19 protein-coding genes and 2 pseudogenes are annotated in these 22894 nt (G+C 77.5%); 13 read left to right on the top strand and 8 right to left on the bottom strand.

Annotated elements, in window-relative coordinates:
- Window positions 1-152: 152 nt before the first annotated feature.
- Window positions 153-1115 (bottom strand): phytanoyl-CoA dioxygenase family protein, encoded by a 963-nt coding sequence (locus tag ACFY07_RS12645; protein ID WP_390868649.1) that lies wholly within the window; start codon window positions 1113-1115, stop codon window positions 153-155.
- A 117-nt stretch (window positions 1116-1232) separates the two neighbouring features.
- On the opposite strand from ACFY07_RS12645, the gene ACFY07_RS12650 reads away from it, so the two are divergent.
- The 5 genes and pseudogenes from ACFY07_RS12650 to ACFY07_RS12670 form a co-directional block, all read left to right on the top strand.
- Window positions 1233-2189 (top strand): helix-turn-helix domain-containing protein, encoded by a 957-nt coding sequence (locus tag ACFY07_RS12650; protein WP_390868650.1) that lies wholly within the window; start codon window positions 1233-1235, stop codon window positions 2187-2189.
- Window positions 2190-2249: 60 nt separating this feature from the next.
- On the top strand, window positions 2250-2837 hold the full coding sequence (locus tag ACFY07_RS12655) for a TetR/AcrR family transcriptional regulator (RefSeq protein ID WP_390868651.1): 588 nt from the start codon (window positions 2250-2252) through the stop codon (window positions 2835-2837).
- 125 nt (window positions 2838-2962) lie between these two features.
- Window positions 2963-3799: an oxidoreductase gene (locus ACFY07_RS12660; RefSeq protein ID WP_390868652.1), complete on the top strand. Its 837-nt coding sequence runs from the start codon at window positions 2963-2965 to the stop codon at window positions 3797-3799.
- A gap of 487 nt (window positions 3800-4286) precedes the next feature.
- The gene (locus ACFY07_RS12665) at window positions 4287-5276 is read left to right on the top strand and encodes an LPXTG cell wall anchor domain-containing protein (RefSeq protein ID WP_390868653.1); all 990 of its coding nucleotides are present in this window, start codon (window positions 4287-4289) and stop codon (window positions 5274-5276) included.
- Between the two features lie 525 nt (window positions 5277-5801).
- Window positions 5802-6866, top strand: a pseudogene (locus ACFY07_RS12670) (MFS transporter); the annotation flags it as partial.
- A gap of 360 nt (window positions 6867-7226) precedes the next feature.
- On the opposite strand, the gene ACFY07_RS12675 reads toward ACFY07_RS12670, so the two are convergent.
- The 4 genes from ACFY07_RS12675 to ACFY07_RS12690 form a co-directional block, all read right to left on the bottom strand.
- A complete protein-coding gene (locus ACFY07_RS12675; RefSeq protein WP_390868654.1) occupies window positions 7227-7982 on the bottom strand; it encodes a Pr6Pr family membrane protein in 756 nt (251 codons plus the stop codon).
- A gap of 346 nt (window positions 7983-8328) precedes the next feature.
- Entirely contained in the window at window positions 8329-9711 is a 1383-nt protein-coding gene (locus ACFY07_RS12680; RefSeq protein WP_390868731.1) for a PHB depolymerase family esterase, read from the bottom strand.
- Between the two features lie 528 nt (window positions 9712-10239).
- Complete coding sequence (locus ACFY07_RS12685) at window positions 10240-11352, bottom strand: isopenicillin N synthase family dioxygenase (RefSeq protein ID WP_390868655.1); 1113 nt, start codon at window positions 11350-11352, stop codon at window positions 10240-10242.
- A 149-nt stretch (window positions 11353-11501) separates the two neighbouring features.
- Window positions 11502-11588 (bottom strand): putative leader peptide, encoded by an 87-nt coding sequence (locus tag ACFY07_RS12690; RefSeq protein WP_390868732.1) that lies wholly within the window; start codon window positions 11586-11588, stop codon window positions 11502-11504.
- A gap of 14 nt (window positions 11589-11602) precedes the next feature.
- Between ACFY07_RS12690 and ACFY07_RS12695 the strand changes: the two genes are divergently transcribed.
- Together ACFY07_RS12695 and ACFY07_RS12700 are read left to right on the top strand one after the other, a co-directional pair.
- On the top strand, window positions 11603-11923 hold the full coding sequence (locus ACFY07_RS12695) for a nuclear transport factor 2 family protein (protein ID WP_390868656.1): 321 nt from the start codon (window positions 11603-11605) through the stop codon (window positions 11921-11923).
- A gap of 214 nt (window positions 11924-12137) precedes the next feature.
- Window positions 12138-12389, top strand: coding sequence for a WhiB family transcriptional regulator (locus ACFY07_RS12700; RefSeq protein ID WP_390868657.1), 252 nt, complete (start codon window positions 12138-12140; stop codon window positions 12387-12389).
- Window positions 12390-12448: 59 nt separating this feature from the next.
- On the opposite strand, the gene ACFY07_RS12705 is transcribed toward ACFY07_RS12700, so the two are convergent.
- On the bottom strand, window positions 12449-13366 hold the full coding sequence (locus ACFY07_RS12705) for a rhomboid family intramembrane serine protease (RefSeq protein WP_390868658.1): 918 nt from the start codon (window positions 13364-13366) through the stop codon (window positions 12449-12451).
- Window positions 13367-13537: 171 nt separating this feature from the next.
- Window positions 13538-14209 (bottom strand): L,D-transpeptidase, encoded by a 672-nt coding sequence (locus tag ACFY07_RS12710; RefSeq protein ID WP_390868659.1) that lies wholly within the window; start codon window positions 14207-14209, stop codon window positions 13538-13540.
- Window positions 14210-14705: 496 nt separating this feature from the next.
- On the opposite strand from ACFY07_RS12710, the gene ACFY07_RS12715 reads away from it, so the two are divergent.
- The 6 genes and pseudogenes from ACFY07_RS12715 (at window position 14706) to ACFY07_RS12740 (ending at window position 21461) form a co-directional block, all read left to right on the top strand.
- Window positions 14706-15257, top strand: coding sequence for a L,D-transpeptidase (locus tag ACFY07_RS12715; protein WP_230747792.1), 552 nt, complete (start codon window positions 14706-14708; stop codon window positions 15255-15257).
- Window positions 15258-15634: 377 nt separating this feature from the next.
- A complete protein-coding gene (locus ACFY07_RS12720) occupies window positions 15635-16804 on the top strand; it encodes an acyl-CoA dehydrogenase (protein ID WP_390868660.1) in 1170 nt (389 codons plus the stop codon).
- A gap of 68 nt (window positions 16805-16872) precedes the next feature.
- Window positions 16873-17643, top strand: coding sequence for a PIG-L deacetylase family protein (locus ACFY07_RS12725; RefSeq protein ID WP_390868733.1), 771 nt, complete (start codon window positions 16873-16875; stop codon window positions 17641-17643).
- Window positions 17640-18266: a methyltransferase gene (locus ACFY07_RS12730; protein WP_390868661.1), complete on the top strand. Its 627-nt coding sequence runs from the start codon at window positions 17640-17642 to the stop codon at window positions 18264-18266. The genes ACFY07_RS12725 and ACFY07_RS12730 overlap by 4 nt, the downstream gene beginning before the upstream one ends.
- A complete protein-coding gene (locus ACFY07_RS12735) occupies window positions 18263-19078 on the top strand; it encodes a glycosyltransferase (protein ID WP_390868662.1) in 816 nt (271 codons plus the stop codon). Before ACFY07_RS12730 ends, ACFY07_RS12735 begins: the two co-directional genes overlap by 4 nt.
- A 422-nt stretch (window positions 19079-19500) precedes the next feature.
- Window positions 19501-21461 (top strand): annotated as a pseudogene (locus ACFY07_RS12740) (HelD family protein).
- A 443-nt stretch (window positions 21462-21904) separates the two neighbouring features.
- Here the strand turns inward: ACFY07_RS12740 and ACFY07_RS12745 are convergent.
- On the bottom strand, window positions 21905-22852 hold the full coding sequence (locus ACFY07_RS12745) for a Rieske 2Fe-2S domain-containing protein (RefSeq protein ID WP_390868663.1): 948 nt from the start codon (window positions 22850-22852) through the stop codon (window positions 21905-21907).
- Window positions 22853-22894 lie beyond the last annotated feature (42 nt).

Below are 22894 nucleotides of genomic sequence, written 5' to 3' on the forward strand. Positions count from 1 at the left end.
CCGCCGGCCCGCGGACCCGGGCGGGCGGGGGGGGGGGGCCCGCCCCCCCCGGGGGCCCCGGCCGGCCCCCGGCCCCCCCGGCGCCGGCGGCCCCCGCCGGGGGGGGGGGGGGCGGGGCCCCCCCCACGCCCGCGCGCCCGCACGGTGCGGGCTCACTCGTCCGCTGCGCCGCCGGGGACGTCGCCGGCGCTGCAGTACGAGCCGGGTGTGTGGACGCCGTGCACGATCCGCAGCTCGGCCGCGGCGTCGCCCCGCGGCTCCGGGCGCAGGGCGTCGTCGACGGACCAGGGGAAGCGGGGGCCGTCCGGGTGGACGGCCGCCCACCGGTCCAGGGCGAGGGGCAGCAGCCGCAGGCGGGCGTCGACCCACTCCCGGTCCCAGGGGCCCTCGGCGAGGATCTGCTCGGCGGCCCGGAACTCGTAGTAGACGGTACGGCGCAGCCGGTTGCCGAGGACCGGCTCCGAGCCGTGCACCACCATCACGTCGTGGACGAGGACGTCGCCCGGCTCCATCTCCACCACGACCGTGCCGGGGACGTCCCAGCCGTGCTCGTCGGTGAGTGCGCACACGTCGGCCCGCCGGCGGTGGGAGCCCGGCACCACGCGCAGCGCGCCGCCGCCCGCCAGCGAGGAGTCCAGGTAGACGTCGATGTTGAAGATGCGGTGCGTGCGGGGGTGCACGGCGTCCTGGTGCCAGGGGACGGCCGCGCCGTCGCCCTCGTCCTTGAGCACCAGGGACTCGTAGGTCGGGACGAGGTTCGGACCGGCCAGGCTCTCCGCGATCCCGAGGACCTCCGGGCAGCCGAGCAGTTCCAGGGAGACCGGCTCGCCCTTGCCGTGCAGGTAGTCGACCCGGAACAGCACGCGGCCGCTCGGGCGGTCGGCGAAGTGGTGGTCGCCGGTGTTCCGGCCCTCGGCCTCCGCCCGGCGGCCGTCCGCCATCCAGCGCTCGGAGGCCTCCGCGAGGCGCTGCACCAGGTCGCGGGGGATGCGGTCGCGCAGGACGAGGTAGCCGTTCTCGTCGAAGAAGCGGACCTCCTCGTCGGAGAGGTGGAAGGGGCTGGTCGGGGCTGCGGCCGCCGCGCCGGCGGGGGCGGGGGTGGTGGTGCCGGTCATGGCTCCTCCTGGTCGACATCGGTGGATCCGGGTGCAAAGCTTCTGGCGTCCTCCACTCAACCCGCTCCGACCTGTGGTTTCCTCCTCCTTCCTCCTGCGACCTTCCCGGATCCTCACATGCGCCTCTCCGCGGACCCCCGTGACGACGTCTTCGGCCTCGCCTGCTGGCAGGGGCCGGCCTCCCTCATGGACCACGCCCACCGGCACGACGACATCGAGGTCAACCTGGCCGCCGGGAGCGAGCTGGTCTACCTCTTCGGCGGCCGCCGGGTGGTCCTGGAGCGCGGTGCGATGGCGGCGTTCTGGGCCGCCGTGCCGCACCAGCTCGTCGGCGCCGACCCCGGCACCCCGGTGCGGTGGCTGACCGTCCCGCTGGCCGTCTTCCTGCGCTGGGGCCTGCCCGACCACGCCGTGCAGGCCCTGCTGCGGGGGCAGCCGCTGGTGGCGGGGGCCGCGGACCGGCAGGAGGCGGACGCCGCCCTGTTCCGCCAGTGGTCCGCCGACCTGGCCGGCGGGGACGGGGAGCTGCGCCGCATCACCCTGCTGGAGATCGAGGCGCGGCTGCGCCGGCTCGTCGCGGCGGCGTCCGCCGGCCGCCGCGACGGGGGAGGGCCGCAGGACGGGGGCGGACACGGCGGCGGGCCGGGGGCGGCGGGCGGGACAGGGGCAGGGGCAGGAACAGGGGCGGGGACGGGGACGGGGGCGGGGACGGGGGCGGACGGCGCGGTCGAACGCGCCGCCCGGATGGCCCGGTTCGTCGCCCTGCACTTCCGCGAACCCCTGACGGCCGAGCGGATCGCTGCGGCGGTCCCGCTGCACCCGCACTACGCGATGGGGCTCTTCCGGGAGGTCGTGGGCACCACCCTCACCGCGTACGTGACGCAGTGCCGGGTCGCCGAGGCGCAGCGGCTCCTCGTCACCACGGCCATGCCGGTGGCCGAGGTCGGGGAGGCCGCCGGGTTCGGCTCGCAGAGCCGCTTCTACTCGTGCTTCACCGAGGCGTGCGGGATGCCGCCGGCCGCCTACCGCAGGCTCCACCACGGCGCCGCGCGCGGCGCCGGCGGCCTCCCGTAGGGCGGGGCGTCCCGCACCTCGCCGCTTGACATTCTGACGTTTCATGCAAGGATTGTCAGCATGTCCGACAGTGAGAAGGCCGAACTCGTCCTGGACGCCGCCTACGCCTGCTTCACCCGCCACGGCGTCCGGCGCACCACCATGGACGACATCGCCCGGCAGGCCGGCATGTCCCGCCCCGCCGTCTACCAGCACGTCCGCAACAAGGAGGACGCCTTCCGGCGGCTCGCCTCGCGGCTCCTGGACCGCTCACTGGCCGACGCCCGCTCCGCCGCACAGGCCCCCGGCGGCCTCGCCGACCGCCTCGCCGCCGCCCTGGAGGCCAAGCTCGCCCTGGTGCAGGGCCTGTGGCGGGACAGCCCCGCGCACGCCGCCGAACTGCTCGGCGTCGACTCCCGCCTCTCCGCCGACCTGATCGCCTCCTACGACACCGCCATGCGCGGCCTCCTCGCGGACACCGCGGGCACCGCGCTGCCGAGGGGGGAGGCGGAGGAGTTCGCCGGACTCCTCCTGGCCTTCGCCCGCGGCGTCGAGGGCGACCTCTCCGACCCCGGCGCCCCCGTCCGGCTGCTGCGCCGCGGCGTGGCCCTGCTCGTCGCCGGCCTGGGCCTGCCCGCGGAGGCCGTCGGCGGCCCCGGCCCGGCCTGACCCGGACTGCGGCCGCACCGCACCTCCCGGCGCCCCCCGCCCGTCCCGGACCTGTCCGGACCCGCCCCCTCCCGCCCTTCCCGACCCCGGGACCCCGACCTCGCGACCCCGACCCTGGAGCGACCGTGACCACCGCCGTACTGATCACCGGAACGTCCTCGGGCATCGGCCGGGCCGCCGCCCTCCGGCTCGCCCGCCGCCCCGACCTCACCGTCTACGCGACGGCCCGCCGCACCGAGGCCGTCGCCGACCTCGCCGACGCCGGCGCCCGCACCCTCGCCCTGGACGTCACCGACGAGGAGTCGATGGGTGCCGCCGTCGCCGCCGTCGAGGCCGAGCACGGCGCCGTCGGGGTCCTCGTCAACAACGCCGGCTACGGCGAGTACGGGACCGTCGAGGAGACCGGCCTGGACGGCGTGCGCCGCCAGTTCGAGACGAACGTCTTCGGCCTCGCCCGCATGACCCAGCTCGTCCTGCCCGGCATGCGCGCCGCCGGGGCGGGGCGGATCGTCAACGTGGGCTCCATGGGCGGCCGGATCGTCTTCCCCGGCGGCGGCTACTACCACGCCAGCAAGTACGCGGTGGAGGCGCTCACCGACGCCCTGCGCTTCGAGGTCGCCCCCTTCGGCATCCGGGTCAGCCTGGTCGAGCCCGGTCTCATCCGCACCTCCTTCGGCGACACCGCCGCCCACACCCTGGCGGGCTCCTCCGCGAAGGACGGCCCGTACGCCGCCCTCACCGCCGCCGTCGACCGGCAGATGGCGGAGTCCTACCGCTCCACCGCGCTCTCCGCGCCGCCCGAGGCGGTCGCCCGGGTCATCGACCACGCGGCCACCCACCCCCGGCCGCGGATCCGGTACGTCGTCACCCCCGCCGCCAAGGCGCTCGTCCACACCCGGCGGCTCCTCGGTGCGCGCGTCTTCGACACCTACCTGAAGGCGCAGTTCCGCGGCGGGGCCTGAGCCGCCCCCGGCCCGGGCACTCCGGCGGGACCGGCCCGCGGGCGGACCCCCGGGCCGGCGGTGGAGGCGGGGCCCCGTGCGCCGGCACCGGCTCCGCGCAGGGGCGGTGTGCGCGGCGGACCGGCCCGCCCCGGCCGGTCCGATGCCGTGGTGTCGTGCTGTCGTGCTGTCGTGCTGTCGTGGACGGACGGACGGACGGGCAGGGCGTGCGGGGCGGGCGGGCAAGGCGGGCGGGCGGGGTGAACCATGCGCGCCCCGCCCGCGTTCCCCTCCCCGGAGGCGGCCGCACCCCGGGCTCCGGCCGGAGGTCCAAAAGCCTTTGTGCGGACGAAGGTTGACGGATGCGGTCATAGATCGCAAGAATCTGGTCGCCCACCTTCACGTATGCTCCTCCACTCCTTCGCGGGGGCGGGATGGCCGCGCCTATTTGTCGTGTGCACGTCTGAAGGGAGGGTCCCACCCGTCACGACCCAGTCCGGGAGTCCCCTTGTCCTCTCGTCGGCACGCCCGCTTCGCGGCCGCATCCGCCCTCACCGTCCTGGCCTCCTTCGCGGGTGCGGCGTCCGGGGCGGCCCCGGCCGCCGCCTCCACCCCCGAGTGCGGGTCGGCCAAGGTCGAGTACCGCGCGCTCGACGGCCAGGGGAGCCCCGTCGAGGGCTGGACCTCGGCGGGAGGCTTCCACGGCTGGAAGGACGCCCCCACCGCCGTCCAGGTGCGGCTCGCCGCCGGGCAGCAGGTCGGCGAGGGCTGCCGGTACCCGGTCTCCCTCTCCCTCTACAGCACCGAGGGCCCCAACTGGGGCAACTCCGGCCGCCAGGCCTACCTCGGCTCGGACACCGTCTACCTGACCGCCGACGACGTGGCGGCCGAGGACGGGAGCGGCGACGGCGACAAGCTGACGGTCCAGGCGTCCTTCGACAGCACCTGCTACGGCCAGATCGACCTCTACGGCAACGACACCGTCTACGACGGCGGCACCGCCCCCGGCCACGGCCCCCTGCCGTACCAGCCGGGCGGCGTCGTCACCCCCCACGACCTCATCGCCGCGTGGAACGGCGGAACCAAGGGCTGCACCGAGACCACCCCGCCGCCGAACTCCTCCGCCCCGGAGTCCACCCCGCCGGCCTCCGACTCGCCGTCGCCCTCCGCGAGCGTGTCGTCCCCGCAGCCCAGCGCGCCGGAGTCCAGCGCGCCGGAGTCCAGCGCCCCGCCGGCCTCCGACTCGCCGTCGCCCTCCGCGACCCCGTCGTCCCCGCGGCCCAGCTCCTCCCAGGGCGGCGGACTGCCGACCACCAACCCCACGGTCTCCCCGGCGCCCCCCACCTCCGCCGCCCCCTCCCCGAGCAGCACCGGCCCCGGCCTGGCCGAGACCGGCGCCGGCGACACCCTCGGCCTCGCGGTCGGCGGTGCGGCCGTCGTCCTGGTCGGCGGCGCCGCCCTGGTCCTCACCCGCCGACGCTCCGGCCGCCGCTCCTGACCCGGCGCCGCCGGGCCGGCGCCCCCGGCCCGGCGCGCCCGGCCCTCCGTGTGCTCCCGGCGCCCCCGGCGCGGTGAGCGCCTGTACCGCAGGCCCGTCCGCCGTGACCGGCCGCCCCGTGGCGGCCGGTCACGTCGTTTCCGTGCGTCGTTTCCGTGCGTCGTTTCCGTGCGGTGTTTCCGTGCGGTGTTTCCGTGCGGCGCCTCCGCGTCGTGCCGCCGTGCGGCGGTCCGCCAGGGCGCCGTCCGCGCCGTCCGCCCCGCCCGTGGGCGGGGGCGGGGTCCCGGCCCGCCCGGTCCCGTTGGGGGTCCCGGCCGGCGGTCCGTCACCGGTGCGACAGATAGGTCGATGTCAAGTATCTTGACATCGAGGCGAAATCCGACAGGCCTCCCCCGATATCTTGACACCGAGATGCATTCGGGGCGGCCGATGCGGCAGGGCGCAGACGGGCGGCGGACCCCGCGGCGCGGGCGGGGCCTGCCGGCGCAGCTGCGCCGTCCGCCGGGCGGCCGCGACGAGCGGACCATGCTGCTGGCTCTGGCTCTTGCTCTGGCTCTGACCCTGGCTCTGGCCCTGGCCCGCACCGGCATGGGCCTGTGGGCCTCCTTCTCCGTCCTCTGCTTCACCTTCGTGGTGCACCTGAGCGCCCGGCAGGTCGGCCTGCTGCTGGGCGTGGCCGGGGTGGCGGGCATCGCCGGCTCCCCCCTGGCCGGACGGCTGGCCGGCCGCTTCCCCGTGCGTTCGCTGCTGATCGGCTGCCACCTGCTCCGCTTGTCGGTCCTCTGCCTGCTGTCGGCGTGCACCGGCTTCGGCGTGCTGCTCCCCGTCGTCGTCGTCACCGCCCTGGGCGACCGGGCGGCCAAGACGGCGGAGATGCTGTTCGCCGTCCGGACGGCGGGCGAGCGGCGGCCGTCCTACCGGGCGCCGTCACGCAGCGCGGCCAACGCGGGCTACGCCCTCGGTGCCGGGATCGCGGCCGCCGGCCTGGCCGTGGGGACCCGCGGCGCCTACGGCGCCCTGCTGCTGGGCGACGCGCTGTCGTTCGCCGCCGCGGCGGCGCTGGTGCGGCGCACCCGGGAACCGCGGGACGACGACGCGGGGGCCGTGCGGCGCGGCGGCGGGGAGCCCGGGGACCGCCCGCCCTCCCGCCGTGCCGGCCCGTGGCGCGACCCCGGCTGCCTCCTGTTCGTGCTGCTGGACGTCCCGATGGCCGTCGACGGCTCCATCCTCGGCGTCGGACTCCCGCTGTGGCTGGTGGACCGCACCCCGGCGCCGCACGCCCTCGTGCCGGTCTTCCTGGTCGTCAACACCGTGATGGTCGTGGCGCTGCAGATGGGCGTGTCGGCCAGGGCCGAGGGGCCGCACCGCGCGGTACGGGCGGTCGCGCTGTACGGGGTGCTGACGTGTGCGTGCTGCACGGTCGTGGCGGCCGCCGCCCACGGCGGGACCTGGACGGCGGCCGCCCTCATGTCCGCCGCAGCCCTGCTGGTCACCCTGGCGGAGCTGGTGCGCTCGGTGAGTTCGTGGGAGCTGGCGGTCCTGCTCGCACCCCGGGACGCCCGGGCCGCGTACCTGGGGGTCGCCGGTATGTCCCAGTCCGTCCAGAAGTGCACCGGACCGCCCCTGCTGACCGGCGGGGTGACGGCCGCCGGCCCCGGGGGCCGGGTCGTCCTGGGGGCGGTGGTCGCGGGACTCGCCGCCGTGCGGCGGGGCGCCTGTGCGCGACGGCTCCGGGCGCTCCGGCCGCCCGGCCCGCCCCCGCTCCTCCCCGGTCCTGCCCACGTCCCCGTGCCCGTCCCGGGGGTCCGCCCGTCCTCGCTGGCCGGGAGCCGGACGGGCGCGCCCGGACGGCGCCCCCCCCGGCCGCCCCGGGGCAGGGTCCCGGGTGCGGCCCGGCGTGCGGGCGGCGGACGGCCCGTCACCGGACCGGCCGTCCGGGCCGCCCCGGGCCTAGAGCGGAGCCCCGGGGACCGGTGCCGTCTCCGGCTCCGGCTCCCCCGCCGGCTCCCCGGCGGGTCCGGGGACGGACGCCGCCGCCACCGCGCCGGACCCCCGCGGGCTCAGCGCGCGGTCGGCCGCGACCAAGCCGGTGCCCAGCAGGTAGAAGGCGACCGCCAGCACCGTGCAGTTGACGGACACCATCGCGTACCCGGCCTTCGCCACGTCCACGAACGGGTACGGGTAGCGCATCCCCGTCGTCACCACCGCACCGCGGACCAGGGCGAACGCCAGGTAGGCCAGCGGGTACGCCAGCCACACCAGCGCGTGCCGCCACCGCAGCGCGCCCCGCGGTCCGAAGAGCAGCCAGTCCAGCAGGGCCGCGAGCGGCGTCACCACGTGCATCAGCACGCTGTCCCACGTGTAGTGCGACTCGCGCTGCACCGTGTAGAAGGGGCTGGCCGGGTTGGCCAGCAGCAGGTTGAAGACGGTGCCGGTGATGAGGATGTACAGCGTCACCGCGCCCTTGACGGCGGGGAGGAACGCCGGGTCGGCGTCCGGGCGGCGCAGCGAGCGGACCAGCAGCACGGCGAAGTACGCCGTCAGCAGCAGGTTGCTCTGCACGGTGAAGTACACCCAGAACTCGACCGGGCCCGGCTCGCCGATGTCCTGCGACGCGGTGCCGGCGATGCCGGCCGCCCCCGCGAGGCACAGGGCCGTCCTGAGCGCGGTCCTCGTCACGGGCACCGGTGTGCGGTCTGCTGGCATGGCTGCTCCACAAGCGTGCGGCAGGACAGGGAGCGGACATGTTACCCACGGGTCGGGGCCCGTCGGGCCCGGGGCCGCACCCGGATCTGCGGCGGCCCGGCGGGTCGTACCCGCACCGTCGGAACCCCGTGCCGCCGGGCGTCCCGCCGCCTCCGCCGGCCGCCCTGCCCGCGGTTGCCGCACCGGCGGCCGGGCCGTCGCAGCCCCACCCGTCCGCCCGCGTACCCGTGGGCCGGTTCGCCGGGCCCCCGCCGGAACGGCGCCGCGTCCCGGACCGCCCTGCGACTCCCGGGACGTGCGGTGTCCCGCCGCACGGGTGCGGCGGGACACCGGACGGGTGCGCCCCCTACGCGGGGCAGCCGCTGTCGGCGATCACGTAGTAGCCGGGCGAGGTCTGCTCCAGGGTGTGGACGGTGAAGGTGTTCCACAGGCCCATGGCCTGGTTGGACCCGTTGGCGTACGTGTAGCCGCCGCTCTGGTGGGCGCGGCCGGCCGTGGTCTGGGCGTAGTTGCTGGCCGTGAAGCAGGTGGGGGTGTAGCCGGTCGTGGTCGCGCTCACGGCGGCGGACGCCGTCCCGGCGGCGCCGGAGGGGTCCACGGCCGCCACGGTGTAGCGGTAGGCGGTCCCGGTGGCCAGGCCGGTGTCGGTGTACGAGGTCGAGGTCGTCGAGCCGACCTTGGCGCCGTTGCGGTAGACGGCGTACGAGGCGGCGCCGCTGACGGCGTTCCAGCCCAGGGAGGCCGTCGTGTCGGTGGTGCCGGTGACCGCCAGGCCGGTCGGGGCCGGCAGGGAGGAGGTGCCGCCCCCGCCGGAGCCGTCGAGGCCCCAGAACCTCGCCGTGTAGTAGGTGGAGCAGATGGTGTCGAGGAAGTACGCGCCGGTCGCGCCGCACTGGTCGGCGGCGGTGCCCGGGTCGACCGCCAGGCCGTGGCCCATCCCGGAGACGGAGTAGAGCTCGACGGCCGGCTTGCCCGAGCCGTCGTTGTACGTGCTCAGCGTGGTGCCGCCGGTGAGGCTCTGGGTGCCGGAGGCGGTCTGGCCGATGCCCCACACGTTCGTCCACTGGTCGCGCAGCTCGGTGGCGTTGACCGGGTGGACGGTGGTGTCGGAGGTGCCCTGCCAGATCGCGACGCGCGGCCAGGGGCCGGTCCAGCCGGGGTAGGAGGCGCGGACCTTGTCGCCCCACTGCGCGGGGGTGAGGTTCTGGCTCTGGTTCTGGCAGCTCGACGCGGCGCTCTGGGTCGTGGCGCACTGGGCCGGGATGCCGGAGGCGATCGAGCCGCCCGCGAAGACGTCCGGGTAGTCGGCCAGCAGGTCGGCCGCCATGCCGCCGCCCGCGGACAGTCCGGTGACGAAGACGCGGCTGCGGTCCGAGCCGTACTGCTGGGCCGCGTGGTCGACCATCGACTTCACCGAGGCCGCCTCGCCCTTGCCGCGGGTGCTCTTGGCGGAGTCGAACCAGCTGAAGCACGACAGGGCGTTGTTGGAGGAGCTGGTCTGGGGGAAGACGACGGCGAAGCCCAGTCTGTCGGCGGACTGCGCCCAGCCCGAGTTCGCGTAGTAGGCCTGCGCGCTCTGCGTGCAGCCGTGCAGGGCGACGACCAGCGGTGCGCCGCTGGGCAGGTCGGCGGGTGCGTACTCGTACATCGCCAGGTTGCCGGGGTTGCTGCCGAAGCTGCTCACCTGGGTGAGCCCGGCGGCGGAGGCCTGCGGTGCGGCGGTGACCATGCCTGCGGCGAGGGCGAGCGTGCCGAGGGCGGCGGTCGTCCAGCGGCGCAGGTGCCGGCCGAGGGGGTGCCGGCCGAGAGGGTGTCGTCTGGGGGCGCGGGGCGTGGTGGGACGTGCCATGGACGGCTCCGGGTGGGCGCGGGGTGGGTGGGCCCGCCGTCCGGTGAGGGGGCTCTGCCCGGGCGGGGGCCTGACACCTCCGCCCGGCCGTCCGACGGGCTGTCAGGCATCATGCGACCGCCCTCCGCGGGGGAGACATGGTCCCGGAATCCACCCTTCATGAACGCGTCATGTGCTCCGTCCCCATGGAGTTCCGGTGGCGGGCCTCCCCGCCGGCCGGTGCGGCACGCCCGGTCATCCGCCGACGCCCCGCCCCGCCGGAAGCGCCCCGGCGCGGGCGCCCGCCCGCCGGCGGTCGCAGCCTCCGGGCGGCGCCGGGCGGCGCCGGGCGGCTCCGGGTGGCTCCGGGGAGCCGGTCGTACGGCTCCCCGGGCCGGTGCTCCGGACCGGCTCCCGCGCCCGGGGGCCTCAGCCGCGGGAGGCCGCCGCCAGGCCCGGGTGGTGCCGCTCGGCCACCTGCGGGTGGGCGCGCAGCCAGCCCTTGAGCTCGTTGAGGCCGTACTCGGCGAAGAGCGGGTTCGCCGGGTCCCGGGTGGCGCCCGGGGTGCGGCCGGCGTGCGGGAAGGGCAGCGGCTCGATCCGCGCGTCCAGGCGCGGGTTGTAGAAGAACGGAACCGAGAACCGCTCCCGGCCGCCGGGCGGGCTCACCACGCGGTGGTTGGTCGCCCGCAGCCAGCCGTCCGTGGCCACCTCCAGCAGCTCGCCCAGGTTGACCACGAACGCACCCGGCAGGGGCGGCACATCCAGGAAGGCGCCGTCCGGCCCCTGCACCTGGAGCCCGCCCACCTCGTCCTGGAGCAGCAGGGTGAGGAAGCCGTAGTCCTTGTGGGCGCCCACCCCCTGGTCGGCGCCGTCGGGCGCGCGGCCCGGGTAGCGGACCAGCTTCAGGTGCAGGTGCGGCCGCTCGGCGAAGACCGGGTCGTAGAAGTCGGGCGGCGCGCCGATCGCGGCCAGCAGCTCGTGCAGCAGCCGGGAGGCGACCGCGCTCAGCCGGTCGATCCACCCCAGGGCCGCGGCGCGCAGCTCCGGCAGGGCGGCGGGCCACTGGTTGGGGCCCTCCAGCCACCAGTACGGCGGCTCGCCCGGGCCCGGCACGCGGGCGGGGCGCTCGGCGCCGACATCCAGCTGGTCGCGCCAGTCGCGGCTGCCGCCGGTGCGCTCGTCGCCGATCCGGGTGTAGCCGCGGAAGTGCGGGGAGCGGAGGTTGGAGACGGCGAGGCGGTCGGCCTCGGGGAGGGCGAAGAACGCCCGGACCGCGTCCGTGAGCGCGGCGGTCTCGGCGGCGCCGACGCCGTGGCCGACGAGGTGGAAGAAGCCGACCTCGTGGGCGGCGCGCTGCAGCTCGTCGTGGAACCGGGCCCGCTCCCGCGGACCCCGGTCCGCCGCGGAGAGGTCCACGACGGGCAGGTCCGCGACGGGCGTGCCCGCGACGGACGGGCCGGCCGCGGGCCGGTTCGCGGCGGGGGAGAGGGCGGTCTTCGGGGGTCCGGCGGGGGCGGACGGGTGCGACTGCTCGGGCATGGGTCATCCAGCGGGTGTCGTCCGGGGACGCGGCGGGGTCCGGCGGTGGCCGTACGCGCTGCCGCCGCGGGTGGTGCCGCGGGGGCAGGACCGGTCCTGTGGAGAGGAGGGAGGGGAAGGCACGACGCCCGTGCGGGCGGGGCGAGGGGTCAGGCGCCGCGGCGACAGGAGGCGCTGGCGACGCGGAGCAGGTCCACGTGGCGGCGGCTGACGAGCATGACCATGCGGGAAAGCATAGGCGACGCCCGGTATGTCCGGCCACGGTCCGGCCGGGACGTCCGGGGCCGGGCCCGCCGGCTCCTCCGCTCCTCCGCCGCGCCCGGCCCGGCCGCGCGAGATCCGGGACGTCGTCGTCCACGGGGGCGCCGACCCCGAGGTGCTCGTCGTCGAGCAGGCCGTCGCCGGGACCCTGGAGCCGGACGGCCGCCCCTTCGCCTTCCCCGGCGTGCTGGTGCTCCGCGTCCGTGGCGGCCTGCTCGTCCACGTCCGCGACTGCCTGGACGCGCTCGGGGCGGCCCACGCCCTCGGCCGGCTGCAGGCCGTGGCCGCAGCCCTCGACGGCGCCTCCTGAACCCCCCGGCTGCCGCATGCGCGGCTTCCGGCCGTGCCGCTCCTCGGCGCGTACCGTTCCGTGCGGACGCCGCGTCACCGTGCGGTCCGAAGTCGTCCGCACCCCGGGGGTGTGCCCGGCGGGATCCGGGTCAGGCGTTCCGTGCAGGGTTCTGACGCCCCGGGTCCGCCGCCCGCGGCGCACCGGTACCGACACGGACGGAGAGGTGGGACACATGAGCTGGAGGAACCGCGCCGCGTGCCGGGAGGCGGACCCGGAACTGTTCTTCCCCGTCGGCAGTGCGGGACCCGCGCTGGTGCAGGTGGAGCGGGCCAGGGCCGTCTGCCGCGGCTGCCCCGTGCAGGAGGCGTGCCTGGAGTGGGCCGTGCGGGTCGACGAGCGCGCCGGGATCTGGGGCGGCACGACGCCCGAGGAGCGGACCGCCCTGCGCCGGCGCCGCGCCCGCGCCGCGACCGGCGTGCGCTGACTCCGGCCCCGCACCGGCGGACCCCGGCCGCCGTTCCGGCGCCGGGGTCTGCCGCCGTCTCACGCCGCGCCGGTCAGCTGACGGGTCTTCAGGACGACCAGGACCACCAGCACCAGCAGGACGAGCCCGCACCCGGCCGCCTGCACGGCGGCCCGCCGGGCCCTCGGCGCGTACGCGAGGACCAGGGCCACCGCGCCGCCGGTGAGCAGGCCGCCCAGGTGCCCCTGCCACGAGGTGACCCGCGCCGAGACCGCCATCCACACCAGGAAGGACACGAGGATCCGGCCGCCCCCGAGCGGGTCGCGGCGCAGGCGGCGCGAGAGGACGAACCAGCCCGCCGCGAGGCCGAAGACGGCGCCCGAGGCGCCGATCGTCGGCCGGTCCGGGGAGATCAGGTAGACCGCGACCGAGCCGCCGACCGCGGAGAGCAGGTAGAGGGCCAGGAAGCGGACCCTGCCCAGCTGCTCCTCCGCCACCCGGCCGAAGAGCCACAGCCAGGACATGTTGAAGAGGATGTGGGTGATCCCGAACAGGCCCTCGGTGGGCAGCGCGTGCAGGAACGCCGAGGTGACCAGCCGGTACCACTCCCCGTGGGCGATGCCCACGGCCTCGAACCCCGGGTAGGGGGCCCCGGTGCCGACGTACTGCCCGCCGTCCGGCCCCACCAGGCCGGTCCCCAGGGCGTCCAGCCGCGCGACGACGCCGGGCCGGGCCAGTTCCACCAGGTAGGCGAGGAGGTTGAGCGCGATCAGCGCCGACGTCACCGCCGGGACGGCCGTGAGGCGGCCGCCGAACGCCGTACGGGCCTCGCGGACGCCCCGGTTGCCCTCCCGCACGCACTCCGGGCAGTGGTGGCCGACCGAGGCCTCCCGCATGCAGTCGGGGCATATGAAGCGGTCGCAGCGGGTGCACCGGACGTACGACTCCCGCTTCGGGTGCCGGTAGCAGGTGGTCGTCCCGGTCTGTCCGGTGTCCATCGGGAGGGTGGCTCCGTCCTTGCCGTGGTGGTGTCGTGCGCTGTTCTACGGACAGGAGCCGCCCGCGCGCAAGCTCCGCCGGCCCACCCACGCCCCGTCGCAGCCGCGCCGTCCGTGCCGCGGGGTGACGCGCCGTCGACGCGCTGGAGGGGCGGCGTCCGCCGTGCGCCGTCAGCCGATGGCGATCCGGGGGTGGGCGGACGGCCTGATCCACGCCATGATCCGGTCCATGGTCGCGCGGGGCACCGAGACGCAGCCGGCGGTCGCGCCGCGCCCGTTGACGTGGAGGAAGATGCCGGCGCCGCGGCCGGGGACGGCGGGCCACCGGTTGAAGTCGACCACGAGGGCCTCGGCGTACTGCACGGGGTGGTCGACCAGGTGCTCGCTGCCCCGGGCGCCCGCCTCGGTGAGCGGGAAGTCCGCCCCCCGGGCGCCGTGCATCCGGTTGTAGAACCTCGACCGCGGGTCCTCGACCCACCAGTCGTCATCACCGACCACGGTGTACGGCATCGCGGTCCCGACGGGAAGCGTCCCGAACCCCTCGGTGACCGTCCAGGTGCCGGCGGGCGTCGTCCAGGTGCCCTGGCGCCTGGTCGCGCCGTCGGTCACGCCGCGGGAGCCGACGCGCCCCGAGGCGGTGCCGAACTGCGGTGCCCACCCGGACGGCCCCTTCTCCCACGCCGTCACGGTGGCGTACGAGCCGTCGGCCTCGACGGTGATCAGCTGGGTCGCGCCGCCGACGGAGGCCGGGACCGGGAAGGACGGAGCCTGCGGCGGCGACAGGGCGCCGAGGGCCGCCACCGCTGCGACCGACGCCGCGAGCGGTCGGGAACGGGTGTGCACGGGGTGCTGCTCCTTCGTCGCTCCGCTGCCGCGCCTTCCGGCCGCGGTCGGATTCTCCCCCGGGTGCGGCGCCGGTCCTCCGCACCGGCGGTGCGCCCGGCGCCCTTTCACCCCGACGGGCGGACCTGCCGCTCCTCCGGCCGCCGGCCTCCTCGGCGCCGGCTCCCGGGCGTGCGGGCCGTTTCAGGGAGTTTCGGGATGTTTCATGCCGGTTCAGAATGGTTCAGAACGGTTCGGATCGATGAGGGACGGTGCGGGCCGGTTCGCCGGTGTGGGAGGCGTGCGGCTGGGTAGGAGGACGGCTGCATCATCCCGACAAATCGCTCACCAAGGCGCAGAAGTGCGCTTCCGCCGCCGGGCGGCCGCGCAGACACCTCCCGTGGACCGGGCTCCTCCCGGGGCCGTCGCCGCCTTGGTGCCGCCAGTGACCCGACCCGCCTGCGCGGCTCCGCCCCCGCGGCCGCAGGTGCTCACCGACACCACGGTGGTGATCAGGATGACCAGGAACAGACTCCGCGGACTGCGGCGCGCCGCCGCGTCCGGCGCCCTCGCGACGCTGCTGACGACGGCCCTCTGCGCGGCCGCGGCCGGACCCGCCGCCGGAGCCCCGGCACGGCAGGCTGCGTCCCCGGTCCGCGCCCCCGCGGCCGCCACGGGGCACGTCACGGTGATCGACGCCCGCACCCACCAGCTGCGGGCCACCGTCGACGGCAGGACGGTGGCCGTCTTCGCCGCAGGCTTCGGGCAGCCCCGCTTCCCCACCCGGTCGGGCACCTACCACGTGCTCGGCAAGGAGGCCGTCGTCGAGATGACCTCGTGCAGCATCCGGCTCACCTGCAACCCCGCGAGTCCCGACTACTACGACGTCATGGCCCCCTGGGCGGTGCGGCTCACCGACTCCGGCCTCTTCGTGCACGGAGCCCCCTGGGACCACTCCATCGGCTCGGCCGACATCTCCCACGGCTGCGTCCACCTCGGCACGGCGGCCGCCAAGTGGTTCTACGACTTCAGCCGGGTCGGCGACACGGTGATCGTCACGGGTACCTGACGGCGCGGCGGACCGCCCGGTCCGCACGGCACCCCGCGCGCCCCGCCCGGGCCGGACGGATCCCGCCGTCCGGCCCGGAGCGGCGCCGTCCCCGCCAGGCCGCCGGGCCGCCGGGCCTCCTCGGCCGGGCCCCCCGCGCCCCGCGCCCCGCGTGCCGCGGTTCCCGGACGGGCCCCGGGCCCGCACCGGGCCCGCACCGTCCGGGCGGGGCGTCCTGCCGCGACGCCCCGGGAGGCCGCCGCGGACGCGGACACCCCGGGGCCGTCCGCCCGTTTCCGCCGTCCGGCCCCGGGCAGCCGCCCCGGGGGCTCGGCGCCCCGGTGGGCCCGGAGGGGCCGGAGGGGCCGGAGGACCGAACAGACGGGAGGCCACGAGGGATGGCGGCACGGCAGCGCACCGCTCCGGCGGACACGCCGGCGGACCGCGGCGGCAGGGACCCCGCCGCGCACCCGGCGGCGTACGGCGGACAGGGCGGCGACCCGCACGGCGGCCTGTCCGGCGGCCTGCACGGCGGCCCGGCCGGGAGCGGCGCCGCCGGGACCGGTCCCGAGGCCCACCGCCGCGCCGTCGCGGCCGAGTTCGCCCGCATGGCGGACGAGGGCCGGCTGGACCTCCCCCTCCCCGGCGGCGGCCGGACCCGGCAGCGCTGGCGGGCCCTCACCGCGGTGGCCGAGCGCGACCTGGCCCTGGCCCGCCTGGTCGAGGGCCACACCGACGCACTGGCGATCCTGGCGGAGCTGCGCGCGGCCGGGGTCCCCGGCGTGCCCGACCCGGCCCCGGGGTCCCGCTGGGGCGTCTGGGCCGCGGAACCGCCCGGGCCCGGGCTGCGGGCCGTGCGCGGCCCGGACGGGGGCTTCCTGCTGTCCGGTCCCAAGCCGTACTGCTCCGGTGCGCGTGTCTGCACCCACGCCCTGGTCACCGCCCGGGAGGGGGAGGAGCGCAGGCTGTTCGCCGTCGCCCTCGACCCGGCGACCGCCGCCCCCGTCCCGGACAGCTGGCAGTCCGCCGGGATGGCGGGCAGCGACACGCTCGACGTCGCGTTCGCCTCCGCCCCGGCGGTGCCGGTCGGCCCGCCCGGCGCCTACCTGGAGCGGCCCGGCCTCCACCACGGCGGCGTCGGCGTCGCGGCCTGCTGGTACGGCGGGGCGCGCGCGGTGGCCCGCACCCTGCGGGACGCCGCCGCCCGGCGCCCGCCGGAGCCGCACGCCCTGGCGCACCTGGGCGCCGCCGACGCGGCGCTGGAGGCCGTCGACGCCCTGCTCGACCGGGCGGCGGCCGAGACCGACGCCGATCCCGGCGACCGCGCGGGGGGCGCCGCACTGCGCGCCCTGCGGGTGCGCTCCTTCACCGAGGCGGTCGCCTCCGAGGTGCTGCACCGCACGGGCCGCGCCCTGGGCGCAGGCCCCCTCGTGCACGACCCCGTCCACGCCCGCACCACCGCCGACCTGACCGTCTACCTGCGGCAGCACCACGGCGAACGCGACCTCGCCGCCCTCGGCGCGGCGGTCGCGGACGCCCGGCGCGCGGCCGGGGAGGAGGACCGGTGACCCGTCCCGCCCGCCCGCCGCGCCGCCCCGCCGGGGACGCCGCAGCCGCCGCCTCCGCGCCGCCCGCCGTGACCGCCGTGACCGCGGGGCCCACCGCGCCCGCCGACCCGATCCAGGCGCCCGGCACCCCCGAGGAGGTGTGGGCCGCCTGGCAGGCCCCCGCCGCCTTCCCCGAGCTCGACCTCTCCGGCCTGCGCCGCGTCCTGCTGGTCGCCGCCCACCCCGACGACGAGGTCCTCGGCCTCGGCGGCACCGTCGCCCGCCTCGCCGCGGCCGGCGCCCGCCTGCGGCTGGCGGCCGTCACCGACGGCGAGGCGTCCCACCCGCACAGCACGGCCGCCGCCGCGCGCGACCTGGCCCGCGTCCGCCGGCAGGAGGCCGTCCGGGCCCTCGCCGCCCTGGGCGCCGGCGACACCGAGGTCGTCCCGCTCGGCCTGCCGGACACGCAGGTCGCCCGTCACGAGGACGTCCTCGTCGAGCGCCTCGCCGGCCTGGCGGCCGGCTTCGACGCCGTCGCCGCCCCCTGGAGCGGCGACGTGCACGCCGACCACGAGGCCGCGGGCCGCGCCGCCGCGGCGGCCGGCGCCGCCACCGGCGTCCCGGTCCTGCACTACCCCGTGTGGACCTGGCACTGGGCGCGCCCCGACGACCCCCGCGTCCCCTGGCACCGGGCCGTCCGGATCCCCCTCGGCGCCGACGCGGCCGTCCGCAAGCGCGCCGCGCTCGACTGCTTCGCCAGCCAGGTCCGCCCGCTGGGCGACGACCCCGCCGACGCCCCCGTCCTCCCCCCGGAGGAGCTCGCCCACTTCCTGCGCGACCACGAGGTGGTGCTGCGGTGAACACGCCCGCCGAGTACTTCGCCGCGATGTACCGGGACGCCGAGGACCCCTGGGACCTGGCGGGCCGCTGGTACGAGCGTCGCAAGTACGCGCTCACCGCCGCCTCGCTGCCCCGCCCCTCCTACCGCAGCGCCTTCGAGCCCGCCTGCTCGGTCGGCGTCCTCACCGCCGTGCTCGCCGACCGCTGCGAGCGCCTGCTGAGCTGCGACCGCTCCGAGCGCGCCGTCGCGGCGGCCCGCCGCCGGCTCGCGGACCGGCCGCACGTGCGCGTCGAGCACCTGACCCTGCCCGCCGACTGGCCCGGGGAGCGGTTCGACCTCGTCGTGCTCTCCGAGGTCCTGTACTACTTCGACCCGGCCGGGGTCCGCGACCTGCTGGAGCGCGCGGCGGCCTCCCTGGAGCCCGGGGGCACCCTGCTCGCCGTGCACTGGCGCCGCCCCGCGCCCGACCACGCCCAGAGCGGCGACGCCGTCCACGCGGCGGTGCGGGCCACCCCCGGCCTCGTGCGCACCGCCGGCCACGAGGAGCCGGACTTCCTGCTCGACGTCCTGGTCCGCCCCGGACCGGGGGAGCGGCCGGACCCCGGGAGCCTGTCGGTCGCGGCCGCCGAGGGACTGGCGTGATCCGCGCGGTCGCCGTCGTCGTCCCGGCCCACGACGAGGTGCGGCTCCTCGGCCCCTGCCTGGAGTCGGTGCGGCGCGCCGCCGCCCACCCGCGCCTGCGCGGCGTCCCCGTGCGGGTGGTGGTGGCGGCGGACGCCTGCCGGGACGGCACCGCCGTCCTGGCCCGCGCCCACGGCGCGGCCGTGGTGGAGACCGCCGTGCACAGCGCCGGACGGGCCAGGGCCCTCGGCACCGCACGGGCCCTCGCCGTACTGCTGTCCCGGACCGGCGGACCGGCGGAGCGTCAGACATGGCTGGCCCACACCGACGCGGACACCCGCGTCCCCGCCTGCTGGCTCGCCCACCACCTGGAGGCCGCGGCCGCCGGGTTCCACGCCGTGGCGGGCACCGTCGAGGTGGACGACTGGGCGGGGCACCTGCCCGCCACCGCGCTCCGCTTCCGCCGCCTGTACGAGGCCCACCGCGCCGCCCCCGGGGCCGCGGGCGGCGTCCCCGGGCAGGGGCACCCGCACGTCCACGGCGCGAACCTCGCCGTCCGGGCCGACGCCTACCTGCGGGCGGGCGGGTTCCCGTCCGCCGCCGTGGGCGAGGACCACGCCCTGACGGCGGCGCTGGAGGCCGCGGGATACCGCATCCGGCGGACGGAGGAGTGCCCCGTCCGCACCTCCGCCCGCCGCACCCCGCGGGCGCGCGGCGGCTTCGGCGACCTGCTCCTCGGCCTGGAGGCGGAGGCCCGGGGGCCGCGGCGGGCCGCCGCCGGCGACGGCCCGCCGCCCGGCCCCGCCCGGACCCCCTGCAGCCACCCGGCCTGACGGCTCCGCGGCCCGGCCGCGGGCCGCCGCGAACGCGGCCACCTGCTCCGCCCGCCCTTCTGCGACCCCGCCGCCGCCGTCGCACGCCACGGACGACCGGCCGCATTCACCGCGGGGGACAAGGCCCGAGGCATACGGGAACCGGGAGCGCAACCGGCGATATGCGGAACGCCGGAATGCGCGATGTTCCGTACAGCCGGCCGCCGTGAATGGACCCGCGAGGCCATGACCTCGCGGAACAAGTCAAGACTTATCCTCGGGGGAATGCGGCTGTATGGTATTTACCGAATCGAAGGAGCTCTCTTTTGTCGAAAACCAATGATCCCGCTGCGCGTGCGGTTGACTTGGAGCAGGATTGTGCGTCCTCCCTGTACGAGCTGCTCGCCAGGCGGATTTCCGAGGCGCGAGCACGCCGGGCGGATGTGCTGAAAACCCCGGCGGGCAGTGCCGGAGAGGTGTACGAGAGGGAAATCGCCGCCGAGCGCCTGGCCAAGGAGATCGGCCGGCTGGAGGGCGCCGAAAAGGGGCTGGTCTTCGGGCGCGTCGACGGGGGCGGACGGCACGGCCCTGCGTATCGGGCGGATCGGACTGCAGACGGAGGAGGACGACCTGCCCCTGCTCGTGGACTGGCGCGCGAACGCGGCGCGGTCCTTCTACGAGGCGACACCGGTCCACTCGATGGGCCTGCGGCGGCGCCGGCACCTGCGCGTCGAGGAGCGCACGGTCGTCTCGGTGAGCGACGAACTGCTGGACGGGACCGACCCGACCGGCGAGGACGTCGTGGGGGACGGCCCGCTGGCCGAGGTCCTGTCGGCGCGGCGGACGGGCAGGATGCACGCGGCCGTCGCGACGCTGCAGGCCGAGCAGGACGCGATCGTCCGCTCCGGCCACCGCGGGGCGACGGTGGTGCAGGGCGGGCCCGGCACCGGCAAGACGGTGGTCGCGCTGCACCGGGCGGCCTACGTCCTGTACGCGTTCCCGCGCGCCACGGCGGAGGGTGTCCTGGTGGTGGGCCCGAACACCCGGTTCCTCGACTACATCTCCCAGGTCCTCCCCTCGCTCGGGGAGAACGACGTCGTGCCGGCGACCTGCGGGGAACTGGCCGGGGTGTCCACGGACACGGCGGACCCGGCCGGCACGGCGCGCCTCAAGGGCGGCTCCGACCTCGCCGACGCCCTGGCCGGCCTGCTGCGCGTCCGCCAGGCCCCCGCCGGCGGCTTCACCGTGCGGGTCGGGCGGGAACCGGTCCGCCTCTCCGGTGCGGAGGTCGCCAGGGCACGCGACGCCGCCGTGGCGGCGGTGCCGGGGCACAACCCCGCACGCCGGGTGTTCAAGGAGCTCCTGGTCGACGCCGTCACCGACGCTCTGCAACGGGACATGGGCGACCTGCTGGAGCAGATCGACGCCGACGCCGAACGGATGACGGGCCTCGACCTCGACCGGTTCACGGGAGCCGCCCGGGGCCGTGCCGAGGGTGCGGCCGACCCCGGTCCGGCCCACGAGCTGGACCTGGACGCCGTCCGGGCCGACCTCCTCGGCGACGCCGGCGTCGACCGGGCGGTCGAGGCGCTGTGGCCGCGGCTGGCGCCCGGCGACCTCGTCGAGGCGCTCCTGGCGGACGCCGGCGCCCTCGCCGAGCACCTGCCCCGCCTGACGCCGCAGGAGCGGTCCCTCCTGCTGCGCGGTCCGGACGACCCGTGGACCGACGCCGACGTGCCGCTGCTGGACGAGGCGGCGAGCCTGGTCGACGGCCCCCGGGGCGGACGTACGGGCACGTCGTCGTCGACGAGGCGCAGGAGCTGACCGCCATGCAGTGGCGGATGGTCGTCCGCCGCTGCCCGTCGAGGTCGATGACGCTGGTGGGCGACTTCGCCCAGGCGGGCCCGGTCGCGACGGCACGCGACTGGAAGGAGGCGCTGAGCCCCCACGTCGGACCGCGGTTCAGACTGCACGACCTGACCGTCAGCTACCGCACCACGCAGGAGATCCTGGAGGGCGTCCGGGACCTGCTCGCGCGGATCGCCCCGGACCGGAGGCCCGCACGGTCGCTGCGCAGCGGTGAGGTCCCCCGCACCGTGACCGCGCCTCCGGACGGGCTGGCCGCCGCCGTCGTCCGGGAGCTCCGCGCCCAGAGCGCCGCGCACCCGGGCGAGCTCCTGGGCGTGGTCTGCGCGGACACCAGGGTGGGCGGGCTGACGGCCCGGGGCGTCGCCCGCCACGCACGCGTCGTGCCGGCCTCCGAAGCGCGCGGCCTGGAGTTCGACGGGGTCGTCGTGGACCCCGAGGAGATCACCGCGGCCCGCCCCGGTGGGGAGAGGGACCTGTACGTGGCCTGACCCGGGCCACCAAGCGCCTCTGCACCGTCACCGTCCGGCCCGCCTGACGGCCCGGCGCCCGCGGTGTCGCCGCGGGCGCACCCGGCGCGGTGCGGACAGCGGTACGGACACCGGCCCGCGCGCACGGGGCTGCCCGCCGCCTCACCGCCCGCGGCCGCACCCGGCATCACGCGGTGCGGTCCGGGCCGACGGCGTCCGGATCCCCTCCGCGCAGCAGGGCGGAGCCGACGTCGGGCCCCGGGGCGCACGCCCCCGGCTCGATGCCGGGAGCCCGGCGTCGCACCGACTGGGCAGGGCCGGACATGTGACGGGGTGCGGCCTCAGGGAGCCATGACCGTCCCGTTGCCCCTCGGGGGCCCGCCTCGGCGATCCCCCTGCCGGCGGCGGAGGGGCCCGCCGCGACGTCCGGCATGGCCCCGCCCGCCGCCGGTACGGCCGGGCCCGGGATCGGCCGCCGGTACGGCCGGGCCCGGACCGGCCGGAGCCGGGGTCAGCCGGCGTCCGGGAGCCGGACCTCCACCGTGCCGTCGTCCCGCACCCGCGCCTCGAACGACGGCTGCGGCGCGGTGGCGGGCCCGCGCACGTTCCTGCCGTCCGCCAGCCGGAAGACGCTGCCGTGCCAGGGGCAGGTCACGCAGCCGTCGGCGACCTCGCCCTCCGACAGCGGTCCCGACAGGTGGCTGCACCGGTCCGCCAGGACGTGGACCTTCCCGCCGGCCTCCCGCACCACGAGCACCGGCACCTCGCCGACCGCCCGGCGCACCGGCGCTCCGGCGGGGAACTCCTCCATCCGGCCCACGGTGTGCCAGCCCGGTTCCACCAGGTGCGGAACGGGCTCCGCCTTGTTCGCCCCAGCCCCCTGCCGGTACGCCAGGTGGCCGCCGATGAAACCGCCCGCCCCCGCGGCCGACAGGCCCGCCAGCGCCAGGGCCTTCCCCAGCCCCTCGCGCCCGCGGCCGCGGGCCGCCCAGGAGCCCGCGTACAGCCCCACGGCCAGCACGTTCGACGCGGCGTGCACCAGCCCGGTGCGCATCTGCTGCTCGTGCTGCTCGGCCCAGTCCACCCACCCCGCCAGCGCCGCGGGTGCCGCCGCGACCACCCCGGCCCCCACCAGCACCCGCGCCCCGCGCGACGCGCCGGGGACGAGGTCGAGGACGGAGGCCGACATCCAGGCCCCCATGGGCAGCTGCACCAGCGCCGGGTGCAGGGGGTGCCCGACCTGCCTGCCGTGCAGCACGTCCCGCAGCGGGCCCAGGGGCAGCCCCCGCACCGCCCGCTGCACCGCCGCGACCACCCCGTCCAGCGCCTCGATCCGGCCGAGGGCGTCCAGCGCCTCGGGCACCGCCCCGGCCGCGCCCGCCGCCCGCCGTGCTCCCTGCCGGGCACGGCGGACCGTCGTCTCCACCCTGTCGCTCTGCTTCACCTGGTCCGGTTCCATGGAGGGCCGGGTTGCCGGACAGGCGCCTCCCAAACCCCGCCG

Source organism: Streptomyces sp. NPDC001380, assembly GCF_042895785.1.
GTDB lineage: Bacteria > Actinomycetota > Actinomycetes > Streptomycetales > Streptomycetaceae > Peterkaempfera.

Coding starts and splice junctions, on each gene's coding strand:
- ACFY07_RS12645 (WP_390868649.1), bottom strand. CDS start 1,115: ATGACCGGCACCACCACCCCCGCCCCCGCCGGCGCGGCGGCCGCAGCC.
- ACFY07_RS12715 (WP_230747792.1), top strand. CDS start 14,706: ATGACCAGGAACAGACTCCGCGGACTGCGGCGCGCCGCCGCGTCCGGC.
- ACFY07_RS12695 (WP_390868656.1), top strand. CDS start 11,603: ATGTCCGGCCACGGTCCGGCCGGGACGTCCGGGGCCGGGCCCGCCGGC.
- ACFY07_RS12745 (WP_390868663.1), bottom strand. CDS start 22,852: ATGGAACCGGACCAGGTGAAGCAGAGCGACAGGGTGGAGACGACGGTC.
- ACFY07_RS12680 (WP_390868731.1), bottom strand. CDS start 9,711: ATGGTCACCGCCGCACCGCAGGCCTCCGCCGCCGGGCTCACCCAGGTG.
- ACFY07_RS12655 (WP_390868651.1), top strand. CDS start 2,250: ATGTCCGACAGTGAGAAGGCCGAACTCGTCCTGGACGCCGCCTACGCC.
- ACFY07_RS12675 (WP_390868654.1), bottom strand. CDS start 7,982: ATGCCAGCAGACCGCACACCGGTGCCCGTGACGAGGACCGCGCTCAGG.
- ACFY07_RS12720 (WP_390868660.1), top strand. CDS start 15,635: ATGGCGGCACGGCAGCGCACCGCTCCGGCGGACACGCCGGCGGACCGC.
- ACFY07_RS12705 (WP_390868658.1), bottom strand. CDS start 13,366: ATGGACACCGGACAGACCGGGACGACCACCTGCTACCGGCACCCGAAG.
- ACFY07_RS12690 (WP_390868732.1), bottom strand. CDS start 11,588: ATGCTTTCCCGCATGGTCATGCTCGTCAGCCGCCGCCACGTGGACCTG.
- ACFY07_RS12685 (WP_390868655.1), bottom strand. CDS start 11,352: ATGCCCGAGCAGTCGCACCCGTCCGCCCCCGCCGGACCCCCGAAGACC.
- ACFY07_RS12700 (WP_390868657.1), top strand. CDS start 12,138: ATGAGCTGGAGGAACCGCGCCGCGTGCCGGGAGGCGGACCCGGAACTG.
- ACFY07_RS12650 (WP_390868650.1), top strand. CDS start 1,233: ATGCGCCTCTCCGCGGACCCCCGTGACGACGTCTTCGGCCTCGCCTGC.